Consider the following 12,463-nt stretch of genomic DNA (forward strand, 5'->3'; position numbering starts at 1 on the left):
AAGGCCGGGGTGCCGCCGTGGGAGGGACTTCAGTCCCGAATGGACGGCCGGCTTCCCTTCATGCGCCCAGTCCCGCTATAATCCGCGATTCCCCGGCCCGCCAAGCTGTCCGGACCACCTCCCAGAACTGCAGAGCTAATCCACATGGTCAAGATCCGTCTGACCCGCGGCGGCGCCAAGAAGCGCCCCTTCTACCACATCATCGTCACCGACTCGCGCAAGAAGCGCGACGGCCGCTCGATCGAGCGCCTGGGTTATTACAACCCGGTCGCCCAGGGCAACGAAAAGCGCGTCGAGCTCGACACCGACCGCGTCAAGCATTGGGTTTCCCACGGCGCCCAGCTGACCGAGAAGGTCAGTGCGCTGGTGAAGGAAGTCTCCTCGGCCAAGGCTGCGGCCTGAGGTCCCGGCCTCGCCCCGCGCGAGGCCTGCTGACATGACACCCGGGCGCCGCATCCTGCTGGGCAGGGTCGACGGCGCCTTTGGCGTCCGGGGCGAGCTCAAGCTCTTTTCCTGGACCGATCCCCGCGACGCCCTGTTCCGCTACCAACCCTGGATCTTGCGTTCCGGTGATTCCGAGCGCGAGATTTCGGGCGTGCTTGGTCGCGACACCACCAAGACCGTCATCGCCCGGTTCCCGGGCGTTGAAACCCGCGAACAGGCAGACGCCCTGGCCGGCACCGAAATCTGGGTGCCGCGCGACCGGCTGCCGCCTCCGGGGCCGGGCGAGTACTACTGGGCCGACCTCGAGGGGCTGGCCGTGGAAACCACCGAAGGCGTCGGCCTGGGCAAGGTGTCGCACCTGTTCGAAACCGGCGCCAACGACGTGATGGTGGTCGAGGGCGAGCGCAAGCGCCTGCTGCCCTTCGTCACCGGCCAGGTCATCGTTTCCGTCGACTTCGAGGCCGGCCGCATCGTCGTCGACTGGGACCCGGACTTCTGAGTCCGGCGCAGCCCATGCGCATCGACGTCATCAGCCTGTTCCCCGAGTTCATCCGCGAAAGCGCCGCGCTGGGCGTGGTTGGCCGCGCCGGCGAGCGCGGGCTGCTGCAGGTCCAGGCCTGGAACCCGCGCGACTACGCCACGGACAACTACCGCCGGGTCGACCAGCGTCCCTTCGGGGGTGGCCCCGGCATGCTGATGCTGGCCGAACCGCTGGCCGCCTGCCTGGGCGCCGCGAAGGCGGCCGACCCGGCGCCGGCGCACGTGGTCTACCTCAGCCCCCAGGGCCCGCGCCTGACCCAGGCCCGGGTCCGCGAACTGGCCGCCATGCCGCGCCTGGTGCTGCTTTGCGGTCGCTACGAAGGCCTGGACGAGCGTTTCATCGAACGCGAGGTGGACGAGGAGATTTCCATCGGCGACTACGTGCTGTCGGGCGGCGAGCTGGCGGCCGCCGTGCTGGTGGACGCCGTCGGCCGGCTGCAGGAAGGCGCGCTCAACCACGCCGATTCGGCCAGCCAGGACAGCTTCGAGGACGGCCTGCTCGACTGCCCGCATTACACCCGGTCCGAGGCCGCCGGGACCGAGGGAGTGCCGGCGGTGCTGCTCTCGGGCGACCACGCCGCCATCGCCCGCTGGCGCCGGCAGCAGAGCCTGGGCCGGACCTGGCTGCGGCGGCCGGACCTGCTGGCCCGGGCCCGGCTGGACGCGGCCGACCGGGCCCTGCTGGCGGACTTCATCCGGCAGTGGCAGGCCATCCAGCCGCCGCGGGCCTGAACCGCTTCCCTTTCAATGGCTTGCGCGGGTATACTGCGCGGCTCCACGGTCAGCCCATCGACCCGATCCACGATAGCCAAGCACGGTTCCCGGGCCTCTGGCGCGCACTCAAAACAAACATCACAGGCGTAAATATCATGAGCATCCACAAGCTGCTGCAGCAGTTCGAGGCCGAGCAGGCCACCCGGGAAATGCCGAAGTTCTCCCAGGGCGACACGATCGTCGTCAACGTCAAGGTCAAGGAAGGCAACCGCGAGCGTTTGCAGGCCTACGAAGGCGTGGTCATCGCGATCAAGAACGCCGGCCTGAACTCCGCCTTCACCGTGCGCAAGATCTCGCACGGCTTCGGCGTCGAGCGCGTGTTCCAGACCCACAGCGCCATCATCGACTCGGTGACCGTCAAGCGCCACGGCAAGGTCCGCCAGAGCAAGCTGTACTACCTGCGCGCGCTGCAGGGCAAGAAGGCCCGCATCAAGGAAGACCTGGCTGCCCGTTCGGCCAGCTGATCCTTGCTCGCAGCGTCATCCAAACGGCCGCCCCAGGGCGGCCGTTTGCTTTGCTGAAAGGATGGTCGCAGCATCTGCCCATGGCCAATACGTTTCCAGGGTCAGTGTGCGGTTTGCGTCGCCATCGCATGGCGGCCTGGGCGCTGGTGATGCTGGCCTGCGCGGGTGCCGCGAACGCCGCAATCGATGCCGCGCCTGGCTGGGTCGAAGGCCAGGTGGTCCAGGCGCCCTCCGACCTGGTCGACGGCCCCCAGTTCGCCCGTCGCCTGCTCAGCCCGCTGTCGGGCCGCGACGTCGCCCGCTTCCTGGCGGCCGAAGGTCGCAGCCTGGCCGCCGAACCGTTCGCCCCCGGCGATTTCCTGGTGGACATGTACGTGCCCAGGCAGGTGCCGGAAGCTGGCTACGGCCTGCTGGTTTTCGTCCCGCCGATGGACGAGTTCGCGATGCCTTCGGACTGGAAACGCGTGCTCGAACAGCGCGGCATCGTGCTGGTCCAGCCCCAGGGTGCCGGCAACGACGCCGACGTTTTCGGTCGGCGCATCCCCGCGGTGCTTCATGCCTACGCCCATGCGACCGCCAATCTCCGGATCGACCCGGCCCGTCGTTATGTCGGCGGGTTTTCCGGCGGTGCGCGGCTGGCGCAACGGGTGGCCCTGGCCTGGCCGGACGTCTTCCAGGGCAGCCTGCAGTTCGCCGGCAGCGTGCAGGTGGGCGACAACCTGATGCCGCCGCCGGAGCGCGCGCTGTTCGAGCTGGCGCGATCGCGCAGTCGTTTCGTGCTGGTCAGCGGCAGCCAGGACATGCCGAACCGGCGCAACGACGACCTGTCGCGGGAACGTTTCGACGCACTGTGTTTCGACGGCGCCAGCGGCTTCGTGCCATCGCGCCTGGACCACTGGGTTCCCGACGCCCGCGGGCTGGCCAAGGCGCTCGATCGCCTGGAGTCGCCGGTGCAGGCGCCGGCCACCGCCGAGGCTTGCCGGGCAACCCTTGATGCGGCGGTGACGGCGGCGCTGGACGCCGCCGAAGCCAGCCTCGCCGCCGGCGACGCGATCGCGGCCCGCGATGCCCTGGTGCAGCTCGACGACCGCTACGGCGGCCTGGCCAGTCCGCGTTCGCTGGAACTGGCCCGCCGCATCGAGGCAGCACTTTCCGGGCAGGATCGATGAGCGAGGTCGACGCGGTAAGGCTCGACGTCTGGCTCTGGGCGGCCCGCTTCTACAAGACCCGGGCCCTGGCCAAACAGGCCATCGAGGGCGGCAAGGTGCAGGTCGCGGGGCAGGGTGCCAAGGCCTCGCGCGCGGTGCGCATCGGCGAGGCGATGGTGGTGCGCCGCGGTGAGGATGTCTTCGCGTTGCAGGTGCTGGGCCTGAGCCAGCGTCGTGGCCCGGCCCGGGAGGCGCAGGCGCTTTACGCCGAGGACGAGGCCGCGCGCGAAGCCCGGCTGCAGGCGGCCGCGCAGCGCCGCGCCGCCGTCGCCGGGTACAAGCCGCCCGCGGGCAAGCCCGACAAGCGCGCCCGCCGCCTGATCCAGGCCCTGGGCGACCTGGACACGCTGTAGTTCAGTCCTCGCCGGCCTGCGCGTAAACCGGCAGCTCGGGATTGCGGGAGAAGGCGAAGATCAGGTGGGTCTGGATATGCGCTACTTCCTCGCGGCTGGTCAGCGCCGACATGGCGAAGTCGCGCAGGTGGTTGCTGTCGCGGACGCCCACGTGCACGAGGAAGTCATCGGCGCCCGCCACGTGGTACAGGCACAGCACTTCCGGCAGCGACAGCAGGTGCGCGTGGATGGCTTCGACCTGGGGTCGCGAATGCCGCGCCAGGCGCACCGCGACCATGGCCTGCAGTCCGATGCCCACGGCCGACGGCGCCACTTCGGCGTGGAAACCCTGCAGCACACCGGCCTCGCGCAGCCGCCGGACGCGCTCGAGCGCGGTGGACGGCGCCACGCCCACCCGGGCCGCCAGGTCCTTGTTGGGCAATCGAGCATTCTTTCGCAGCAGGCGTAGCAGGGCGAAGTCTGTTCGGTCCAGGTGCATGGGAAGCTCCGCTGCAAGAAATAGAATTCGGCTGCTCCGAATCCTTTGGCAGCCCGGGCCATAGTACCCGCCTGCCGCCCTCGGAGCCCGCCATGACCCGTTTCGAAACCCTGGCCGTGCACGCCGGCCGCGAAGACCTGACCCGCCTGGGCTTGCATGCACCGCCGATCGACCTGTCCACGACCTATCCGGTGACCGACCTCGACGCGGGCACGGCGAGTTTCGACGCCCTGGTCGGCGGGGCCGCCAGCGCCGCCAATCCCATCTACGCACGCCTGCACAACCCGACGGTCGCGAGGGTCGAAAACGCGCTTGCCAGCCTCGAGGGCACCGAAGCCTGCGTCGCCTACGGCTCAGGCATGGCGGCGCTGACCGCCGTGCTGCTCGACGCGCGCTCGCGGGGCGGCCACGTGCTCGTGGTGCGGCCGCTGTACGGCACCTCCGACCACCTGCTGGCCTCGGGCCTGTGCGGGCTGGAAACCGAATTCGTGGACGCCGGCGACATCGCCGCGCGCCGCCGTGCCGACACCGCGCTGGTGATCATCGAAACCCCGGCCAACCCCACGCTCGACCTGGTGGACATCCGCGCCGTGGTCGAGGCCGCCGGCGACGTGCCGGTGCTGGTGGACTCAACCTTCGCGACGCCGGTGCTGCAGCAGCCCGCATCGTTGGGCGCGACCTACGTGATGCACAGCGCCACCAAGTTCCTGGGTGGCCATGGCGACGTCATCGCCGGCGTCATCTGCTGCGCCGAGCAGCACGCGCAGCCCCTGCGCACCGTGCGTGCAGCCACCGGTGCCCTGCTGCATCCGCTGGGCGCCTACCTGCTGCACCGCGGCCTGCCGACCCTGGCGCTGCGGGTCGAACGGGCCCAGGCCAACGCGGTGGCACTGGCCGATCGCCTGGCCGCGCATCCCGCGGTGGCGCGGGTGTTCTTCCCGGGCCTGGGTACCGTGCGCAATGCGCACCTGGTGGGGACGCAGATGCGCGGGCCGGGCGCGCTGATGGCCTTCGACCTGCACGGGGGTTACGACGCCGCCGCCGCGGTGATGTCGCGCGTGCGCCTGATGACGCCGGCGGTGAGCCTGGGTTCGGTGGATACGCTGATCCAGCATCCGGCCGGGCTGACCCACCGCGTCGTGGATCCCCAGGCGCGGCTGGCCAGTGGCATCGGCCCGGGCCTGCTGCGGCTGTCGGTGGGCATCGAGCAGGTGGACGACCTCTGGAACGATTTGGCCCAGGCCCTGGAGGGTGCGCGCCTCAGCGCAGTTGCCTGAGCCGGTAAAGCGCCTCAAGCGCCTGCTTGGGCGTCAGTTCGTCCGGGTCGATGGCATCGAGGGCTTCCATCGCCGGCGACGTCTGCGGCGCGAACAGGCCGAACTGCTGGGGCGCGTCCAGTGCCGCCGGGTCCATGGCCGGCACCGCCTGCGATTGACCGCGCTGTTCCAGCGCCGCCAGCGTGCGCCGGGCCTGCTCGACCACGCTGCGCGGCAGGCCGGCCAGCGCCGCCACCTGCAGGCCGAAGCTGCGATTGGCCGGGCCGTCCTTCACCGCGTGCATGAAGACCAGGCGGTCGCCGTGTTCGATCGCGTCCAGGTGCACGTTGGCAATGCCGCTGCCGGGCTCGGCGAGGGCCGTCAGCTCGAAATAGTGGGTGGCGAACAGCGTGTAGGCGCGGTTGGCCTGCGCCAGGTGGCGGGCGCAGGCTTCGGCCAGCGCCAGGCCGTCGTAGGTCGAGGTGCCGCGGCCGATCTCGTCCATCAGCACCAGCGAGTTGGCGGTGGCGTGGTGGAGGATGTAGCTGGTCTCGGACATTTCCACCATGAAGGTGGACTGGCCGCGCGCCAGGTCGTCGCCGGCGCCGATGCGGGTCAGCACACGGTCGACCGGACCGATGACCGCACGCGCCGCCGGCACGAAGCTGCCGATGTGCGCCAGCAGCACGATCAGCGCGTTCTGGCGCATGTAGGTGCTCTTGCCGCCCATGTTCGGGCCGGTGATCACCAGCATGCGGCGGTTTTCATCCAGCACCAGGTCGTTGGGTTCGAAGGGTTCGTCGCGCACCGCTTCGACCACCGGGTGGCGACCGCGTTCGATGCGCAGGCCCGGGGCGTCGGTGAGCTCGGGCCGCGACCAGTCCAGGGCCTGGGCGCGCTCGGCGAAGGCGGCCAGCACGTCGAGCTCGCTCAGCGCGGCGGCGCAGCGCTTGAGGGCTTCGAGCGACTGGTTGAGCGTTTCCAGCAGTTCCTCGTACAGCGCCTTCTCGCGGGTCAGCGCGCGCTCGCGGGCGCTGAGCACCTTGTCCTCGAAGGACTTGAGTTCTTCGGTGATGTAGCGTTCGGCGCCGGTCAGGGTCTGCCGGCGCGTGTAGTGCGTGGGCGCCTTGGCCGCCTGGCCCTTGCTGATCTCGATGAAATAACCGTGCACGCGGTTGTAGCCGACCTTGAGCGTGGCGATGCCGGTGGCGGCGCGTTCGCGGGCCTCGAGATCGACCAGGAACTGGTCGGCGGTGGTGGACAGGCTGCGCAGCTCGTCGAGTTCGGCATCGAAGCCTTCGGCGATGACGCCGCCGTCGCGCATCAGCACCGGCGGCTGGGTCACCACGGCGCGCGCCAGCAGGTCGGCGGCGGCGTCGTGTTCGCCCAGTTCGGCGGCGAGCGCCGCCAGGCGCGGCGAATCCAGCGGTGCCAGCACCTCGCGCACGCCCGGCAGCAGGCCCAGGCCGTCGCGCAGGGTCGACAGGTCGCGCGGACGCGCCGAACGAAGCGCGACCCGCGACAGGATGCGTTCGATGTCGCCCAGGCCGCGGAAGGTTTCGCGCAGGGTCTCGTGGCTGCCGGCGTCGATGAACGTGGCCACCGCGTGGTGGCGCTGGCCGAGCACGGTCCGGTCGCGCAGCGGCCGGTTCAGCCAGCGTCGCAGCAGCCGCCCGCCCATCGGGCTGACGCTGGTGTCGAGCACGCCCAGCAGGGTGTGTTCGCTGCGGCCGTCGGTGCGGCTGTCGAGTTCCAGGTGCCGGCGCGTCGCGGCGTTGAGCGCAATGCCGTCGCCGGCCGATTCGAAGGCGATGGCGGTCAGGTGGGGCAGCTGCTGCTTCTGCGTTTCCTCGACGTAGGCGAGCAGGGCGCCGGCGGCGGCGGTGGGCAGCGGCTTGTCTTCCAGGCCGAAGCCGCCGAGGTCGTGCAGGCCGAAGAATTTCAGCAGCTGGCGCCGGCAGGCGTCGGCGTCGAAACCCCAGGGCGGGCGTCGGCGCAGGCCGGGCTGGGTGGCCAGGAAGGCCGGCCAGCCGTCTTCGTCGGGCAGCAGCAGCTCGGCCGGGTCGAGCCGGGCCAGTTCGGCGGCCAGCTGGTCTTCGTCGGCGACCTCCGAGACCAGGAAGCGGCCACCGGCGAGGTCGGCCCAGGCCAGGCCGAAACCGCCGCGGCCGCGGCTGACCGCCATGAGCAAGGTGTCGCGGCGCTCCTGCAGCAGGGCCTCGTCGGTGACCGTGCCCGGGGTGACGATGCGGACGACCTTGCGTTCGACCAGCCCCTTGCTGGCGGCCGGGTCGCCGATCTGTTCGCAGATGGCCACCGATTCGCCCAGCGCCACCAGTCGCGCGAGATAGCCTTCGTAGGCGTGCACCGGCACGCCGGCCATCGGGATCGGCGAGCCGCCCGAACTGCCGCGCTGGGTCAGGGTGATGTCCAGCAGGCGCGCCGCCTTGCGGGCGTCGTCGTAGAACAGCTCGTAGAAGTCGCCCATCCGGAAGAACAGCAGGATGTCGGGGTACTCCGCCTTGGCAGCGAAGAACTGCTTCATCAGCGGGGTGTGTTGCGGGGCGTTGTTCTGTTCTGCGGACATGGGTAGGGCGGTGGTTGAACCGCCCTATTGTGCCGGAAGTGGGTCAGGCTTCGGATTCTGCCGGCGATGGCGACGCGGAGGGCGGGGTCGTTGCAGGTGGCGTGAACTTCACGGGGACCCTGATCCAGCCCTCTACCTTGTCTCCGCGCCGTCCTTCGCGTCCGGCATTGAATCGCCATTCCCGCGCGGCCTCGACCGCTTGTTTCTCGAATACACCCTCCGGGTCGGCGCGATGCACGCGGATGTCGGTGGGAATGCCGTCATCGCCAATCAGGAGGTCAAGCACGACCAGGCCGCCGATACCTTCCTTGACTGCTGCCGCCGGATACTTGGGTTGGACGATGACGTCGTCGTCGGTCAAGGCCTGCAACGGTTTCATGCCTGCCTTCGCTGCCTCCGAAGGCTGTGCGGCCCAGGCACCCAGGGCCAGGACAGCAAGACCGGCGGCGATCACGCTACTGCCGAAGCGACGGCGGGCCGGGCCAGGTGCGGATTGTTTGAGCATGGTGATCCTCTCCTTCAGGGGATGGCACGAAGGCCAATGGCAGCCAAGCGGCAGGCTGAGCGCCGCCAGCTGGGTCTTGAGCATGGCTTCGCCGTAACGTCGGCGTTCCCGCGGGTGCCGGCGAAGCACGGCCGCGTCGCAGGCCAGTTCCTGGTCGAGCCGGAATCGGCGTGCCGCCAGGTGCATCAGTGGGTTGAACCAGAACACGCAGCGCAGCACGGATGCCAAGGCCTGAGCGGGTATGTCGTTTCGACGCAGGTGTTCGTGCTCGTGCGCCAGCAGCAACGCCTGCTCATGCACGTCGTAGCGCGTTGCGAAGTCCACGGGCAGGACAATGCGGGGGCGCCAAAGGCCGAAGACCGCCGGACTGGCTTGCTCACAGCAATCGAAGGCCTGCCCGGGCTGCCGGGCTACCTGTCGTGCGAACCGCCGCTGGGTCCGCGCCATCGATACCAGCATGGCCAGCGCACCCAAGCACCAGATCGCCAGCAGCCAGGGCCGTGGGTCGGTGGGCGCCTGCTGGATCGAGGCCTGGACCGCCGACATGGTCTGAGCGGTCCATCCCGAGACCACCGGGTGCGGAACAGGCGAGGGCGCCTGCGGCACCAGGACCGCCAGAAGTGCGAGTGGGACGGCTGCCCAAGCCATGTAAGCCAGCTCGGAACCGAAGCTACGTTGGAGCAGGGGGCGCGCCAGCAGCACGAGCACGATTGCCAGTGAACTGACGAGGGTCAGCAATTGGGCCATTGTCCAGAGCGCTTCGAGCATGGTTTCCCCGGCGGTATTTTGGTTTACAGGTGTAATCCTAATTGGAGATTACATCTGTAATTCTTAAAGTCAAGCGCCGACGACGGCAGCCATGGATAGCCAGCGGCAGAGGCCGCGACTACGCTATCCCGATGAGCGACCCCAGCCTGCTTTCAGACGATGCCCTGCACGCCCTGGCCGAACAGGTCGGCGACCGCCTGCAGGCCAGCCACCTGATGCTGGCCACCGCCGAAAGCTGCACCGGCGGCTGGATCGCCAAGATGATCACCGACATCCCGGGCTGTTCGGCCTGGTTCGACTGCGGCATGGCGGCCTACAGCTACGAGGCCAAGCAAGCGCTGCTGGGCGTGCGGCCCGAGACCCTGGTCGAACACGGCGCCGTCAGCCGGGAAACCGTCACCGAGATGGTGTCCGGGGCCCTGGTCAATTCCGGCGCCAGCATCGCCGTGGCGGTGACCGGCATCGCCGGCCCCACCGGCGGCAATCCCGACAAGCCGGTCGGCACGGTCTGGATCGGCTGGAAGCGGCGTGGCGGTTATCCCAAGGCCGAGCTCTTCCACTTCGACGGCGACCGCGACGCGGTGCGCCGGCAGACGGTGGCCGCGGCGCTGCACGGCCTGATGGCCCTGGCCAGCTAGGGACATACGCGGGGCTTGACAGCCCCCGAGGGTTCGTTAGTAGTATTACTACTAATGGACATCACCGACACCCAGCAGGCCATCCTGGCCATGATCACCGAGCGCATCGAGGCCGACGGCGTGCCGCCGTCCCAGGTCGAGATCGCCCATGCTTTTGGTTTCAAGGGCGTGCGCGCGGCCCAATACCATCTCGAAGCCCTGGAGCAGGCCGGCGCCATCCGCCGCGTGCCCGGGCAGGCGCGCGGCATCCGCCTGCAGGGCGCCCCATCGCCGTCGTCCCCGGCCGCCGACCTCGTCCCGGCGGCCGGGGACGCACTGCGTCTGCCGGTCCTGGGCCAGGTCGCCGCCGGCCTGCCCATCGGCGCCGACGCCGGCGTGCAGGACATGGTCCTGCTCGATCGTGTGTTCTTTTCGCCCGCGCCCGACTACCTGCTGCGGGTGAAGGGTGACTCCATGCGCGACGAAGGCATCCTGCACGGCGACCTGATCGGCGTGCACCGCACCAACGACGCACGCAGCGGCCAGATCGTGGTCGCCCGCATTGAAGAGGAAATCACCGTGAAGCTGCTCAAGATCGGCAAGGACGGCATCCGCCTCCTGCCCCGCAACCCCGACTACGCGCCCATCGTGGTCCAACCGGACCAGGACTTCGCCATCGAGGGCCTGTACTGCGGCCTCGTGAGGCCGAACCGTTGAGCCTGGGCCAGAAGAAAACGACGCGGAAGAAGTCCAACTCCCTACAGCGAATCGAAGCCCAGGAAGCAGCCGCCGGCCCGGCGAAAGGTGAAGATTCAGGGGCGCCGGCGCCTTCTCAATCCGTGAGACCCGGCCCCGCTAACCTGGCGCCCACTGACAACAAGACCCCGAGGAACAAGACGATGGACGAGAACAAGAAGCGTGCCCTGACCGCCGCCCTGGGCCAGATCGAAAAGCAGTTCGGCAAGGGTGCGGTCATGCGCATGGGCGACAAGTCGACCGAGGCGGCCGAGGTCATCGGCACCGGTTCGCTGATGCTCGACATCGCGCTGGGCATCGGCGGCCTGCCCAAGGGCCGGGTCGTGGAAATCTACGGGCCGGAATCCTCGGGCAAGACCACGCTGACCCTGCAGGCCATCGCCGAGTGCCAGAAGGCCGGCGGCACCGCGGCCTTCATCGACGCCGAGCACGCGCTCGACCCCACCTACGCGGTCAAGCTGGGCGTGAACATCGACGACCTGCTGGTCAGCCAGCCCGACACCGGCGAACAGGCCCTGGAAATCGCCGACATGCTGGTGCGCTCCAACTCGGTGGACATGGTGGTGGTGGATTCGGTCGCCGCGCTCACCCCGCGCGCCGAAATCGAGGGCGAGATGGGCGACCAGCTGCCGGGCCTGCAGGCCCGCCTGATGAGCCAGGCCCTGCGCAAGCTCACCGGCAACATCAAGCGCAGCAACTGCATGGTCATCTTCATCAACCAGCTGCGCATGAAGATCGGCATCATGATGCCGGGCCAGAGCCCGGAAACCACCACCGGCGGCAATGCGCTCAAGTTCTACGCCTCGGTGCGCCTGGATATCCGCCGCATCGGCGCGGTGAAGAAGGGCGACGAAATCATCGGCAACCAGACCAAGATCAAGGTGGTCAAGAACAAGATGGCGCCGCCGTTCAAGATCATCGTCACCGAAATCCTTTATGGCGAGGGCATCAGCCGCGAAGGCGAACTGATCGAGATGGGCGTGGATGCCAAGCTGATCGACAAGGCGGGCGCCTGGTACAGCTACAACGATGAACGCATCGGCCAGGGCAAGGAAAACGTCCGCCAGTGGCTCAAGGACAACCCGGCCGTGGCCAAGGACCTGGAAGCCAAGCTGCGCGAGAAGTTCGTGCCCGGCCTGGTGATTGGCGAAGAGAAGTCCGAAACCGCCGAGGGCTGAGGACGCCGGCATGGGTCGGGCGCGCGGCGAACCGGCAGACGCCTACCAGCGGGCCCTGGGCCTGCTGGTCAGGCGTGAGCACTCCCGGCGCGACCTGGCCCGCAAGCTTGAACAGCGGGGCATCGAGCCCGCCGAGGCCAGTGCCGCGGTCGAGAAGCTGGCCGGGCAGGGTTACCAGGACGACGCGCGTTTTGCCGCCTGTTTCGCCCGGGACCGCGCCAGCTCCGGCTATGGCCCCGTTCGCATACGGGTCGAGTTGGCCGGCCACGGCCTGGGCGAGGATGCGATTGTCCTGGCCCTGGAGGCCTGCGAGGCCGACTGGCCTGACCTGGCGCGCCGCCAGGTGGAGCGCCGCTGGACGACCGAGGTGCTGGCCGACCCGGCCCGTCGCCGCAAGGCCGTCGAGTTCCTGCTCCGTCGTGGCTTCGACCAGGACAGCGCCTGGGCCGCCGTGCGCGGCCGGGCGGCCGGAGACGACGAGTTCTAGCCTGCCATTGCGGGCCGTTTTGGTCCGGTTGGCCGGCCCAGGCTGGTA

14 protein-coding genes are annotated in these 12,463 nt (G+C 69.3%); 11 read left to right on the forward strand and 3 right to left on the reverse strand.

Annotated features, from left to right (window positions below; all coding sequences use genetic code 11):
- Nucleotides 1–144 precede the first annotated feature (144 nt).
- From rpsP to N788_RS13415, 6 genes are all read left to right on the forward strand, one after another.
- On the forward strand, nt 145–402 hold the full coding sequence (rpsP, locus tag N788_RS13390; RefSeq protein ID WP_034226023.1) for a 30S ribosomal protein S16: 258 nt from the start codon (nt 145–147) through the stop codon (nt 400–402).
- Between the two features lie 34 nt (nt 403–436).
- Nucleotides 437–943 (forward strand): ribosome maturation factor RimM, encoded by a 507-nt coding sequence (gene rimM, locus N788_RS13395; RefSeq protein WP_034226028.1) that lies wholly within the window; start codon nt 437–439, stop codon nt 941–943.
- A gap of 14 nt (nt 944–957) precedes the next feature.
- Nucleotides 958–1,716 (forward strand): tRNA (guanosine(37)-N1)-methyltransferase TrmD, encoded by a 759-nt coding sequence (trmD, locus tag N788_RS13400; RefSeq protein WP_034226033.1) that lies wholly within the window; start codon nt 958–960, stop codon nt 1,714–1,716.
- 137 nt (nt 1,717–1,853) lie between these two features.
- Complete coding sequence (gene rplS, locus N788_RS13405) at nt 1,854–2,222, forward strand: 50S ribosomal protein L19 (protein WP_034226038.1); 369 nt, start codon at nt 1,854–1,856, stop codon at nt 2,220–2,222.
- Between the two features lie 113 nt (nt 2,223–2,335).
- Nucleotides 2,336–3,391, forward strand: coding sequence for an alpha/beta hydrolase family protein (locus N788_RS13410; protein ID WP_160171933.1), 1,056 nt, complete (start codon nt 2,336–2,338; stop codon nt 3,389–3,391).
- Nucleotides 3,388–3,783, forward strand: a complete 396-nt coding sequence (locus N788_RS13415; RefSeq protein ID WP_034226047.1) for an RNA-binding S4 domain-containing protein — start codon at nt 3,388–3,390, stop codon at nt 3,781–3,783. Before N788_RS13410 ends, N788_RS13415 begins: the two co-directional genes overlap by 4 nt.
- 1 nt (nt 3,784) lies before the next feature.
- Here N788_RS13415 and N788_RS13420 read toward each other — a convergent pair whose 3' ends face one another.
- Nucleotides 3,785–4,261 (reverse strand): Lrp/AsnC family transcriptional regulator, encoded by a 477-nt coding sequence (locus N788_RS13420; protein ID WP_034226050.1) that lies wholly within the window; start codon nt 4,259–4,261, stop codon nt 3,785–3,787.
- A 92-nt stretch (nt 4,262–4,353) separates the two neighbouring features.
- Between N788_RS13420 and N788_RS13425 the strand changes: the two genes are divergently transcribed.
- Entirely contained in the window at nt 4,354–5,538 is a 1,185-nt protein-coding gene (locus N788_RS13425) for a trans-sulfuration enzyme family protein (protein WP_034226053.1), read from the forward strand.
- Here N788_RS13425 and mutS read toward each other — a convergent pair.
- Nucleotides 5,522–8,104, reverse strand: a complete 2,583-nt coding sequence (mutS, locus tag N788_RS13430; protein WP_034226056.1) for a DNA mismatch repair protein MutS — start codon at nt 8,102–8,104, stop codon at nt 5,522–5,524. The genes N788_RS13425 and mutS overlap by 17 nt on opposite strands.
- Nucleotides 8,105–8,147: 43 nt before the next feature.
- A complete protein-coding gene (locus N788_RS13435; RefSeq protein WP_084696061.1) occupies nt 8,148–9,377 on the reverse strand; it encodes a TonB family protein in 1,230 nt (409 codons plus the stop codon).
- Nucleotides 9,378–9,508: 131 nt separating this feature from the next.
- Here N788_RS13435 and N788_RS13440 point away from each other — a divergent pair, with 131 nt between their 5' ends.
- The 4 genes from N788_RS13440 to N788_RS13455 all read left to right on the forward strand — a co-directional run bounded on the left by N788_RS13440 (nt 9,509) and on the right by N788_RS13455 (nt 12,415).
- Complete coding sequence (locus N788_RS13440) at nt 9,509–10,015, forward strand: CinA family protein (RefSeq protein WP_034226058.1); 507 nt, start codon at nt 9,509–9,511, stop codon at nt 10,013–10,015.
- Between the two features lie 54 nt (nt 10,016–10,069).
- Nucleotides 10,070–10,711: a transcriptional repressor LexA gene (lexA, locus tag N788_RS13445; RefSeq protein WP_034226062.1), complete on the forward strand. Its 642-nt coding sequence runs from the start codon at nt 10,070–10,072 to the stop codon at nt 10,709–10,711.
- 182 nt (nt 10,712–10,893) lie between these two features.
- Nucleotides 10,894–11,928, forward strand: a complete 1,035-nt coding sequence (recA, locus tag N788_RS13450; protein WP_051924671.1) for a recombinase RecA — start codon at nt 10,894–10,896, stop codon at nt 11,926–11,928.
- A gap of 10 nt (nt 11,929–11,938) precedes the next feature.
- Nucleotides 11,939–12,415, forward strand: coding sequence for a regulatory protein RecX (locus N788_RS13455; protein WP_152560499.1), 477 nt, complete (start codon nt 11,939–11,941; stop codon nt 12,413–12,415).
- Nucleotides 12,416–12,463 lie beyond the last annotated feature (48 nt).

This window comes from Arenimonas donghaensis DSM 18148 = HO3-R19 (genome assembly GCF_000743535.1).
GTDB classification, from domain to species: domain Bacteria; phylum Pseudomonadota; class Gammaproteobacteria; order Xanthomonadales; family Xanthomonadaceae; genus Arenimonas; species Arenimonas donghaensis.

Coding starts and splice junctions, on each gene's coding strand:
- rpsP (WP_034226023.1), top strand. CDS start 145: ATGGTCAAGATCCGTCTGACCCGCGGCGGCGCCAAGAAGCGCCCCTTC.
- mutS (WP_034226056.1), bottom strand. CDS start 8,104: ATGTCCGCAGAACAGAACAACGCCCCGCAACACACCCCGCTGATGAAG.
- N788_RS13415 (WP_034226047.1), top strand. CDS start 3,388: ATGAGCGAGGTCGACGCGGTAAGGCTCGACGTCTGGCTCTGGGCGGCC.
- rplS (WP_034226038.1), top strand. CDS start 1,854: ATGAGCATCCACAAGCTGCTGCAGCAGTTCGAGGCCGAGCAGGCCACC.
- N788_RS13440 (WP_034226058.1), top strand. CDS start 9,509: ATGAGCGACCCCAGCCTGCTTTCAGACGATGCCCTGCACGCCCTGGCC.
- N788_RS13425 (WP_034226053.1), top strand. CDS start 4,354: ATGACCCGTTTCGAAACCCTGGCCGTGCACGCCGGCCGCGAAGACCTG.
- N788_RS13435 (WP_084696061.1), bottom strand. CDS start 9,377: ATGCTCGAAGCGCTCTGGACAATGGCCCAATTGCTGACCCTCGTCAGT.
- recA (WP_051924671.1), top strand. CDS start 10,894: ATGGACGAGAACAAGAAGCGTGCCCTGACCGCCGCCCTGGGCCAGATC.
- lexA (WP_034226062.1), top strand. CDS start 10,070: ATGGACATCACCGACACCCAGCAGGCCATCCTGGCCATGATCACCGAG.
- N788_RS13420 (WP_034226050.1), bottom strand. CDS start 4,261: ATGCACCTGGACCGAACAGACTTCGCCCTGCTACGCCTGCTGCGAAAG.
- N788_RS13455 (WP_152560499.1), top strand. CDS start 11,939: ATGGGTCGGGCGCGCGGCGAACCGGCAGACGCCTACCAGCGGGCCCTG.
- trmD (WP_034226033.1), top strand. CDS start 958: ATGCGCATCGACGTCATCAGCCTGTTCCCCGAGTTCATCCGCGAAAGC.
- rimM (WP_034226028.1), top strand. CDS start 437: ATGACACCCGGGCGCCGCATCCTGCTGGGCAGGGTCGACGGCGCCTTT.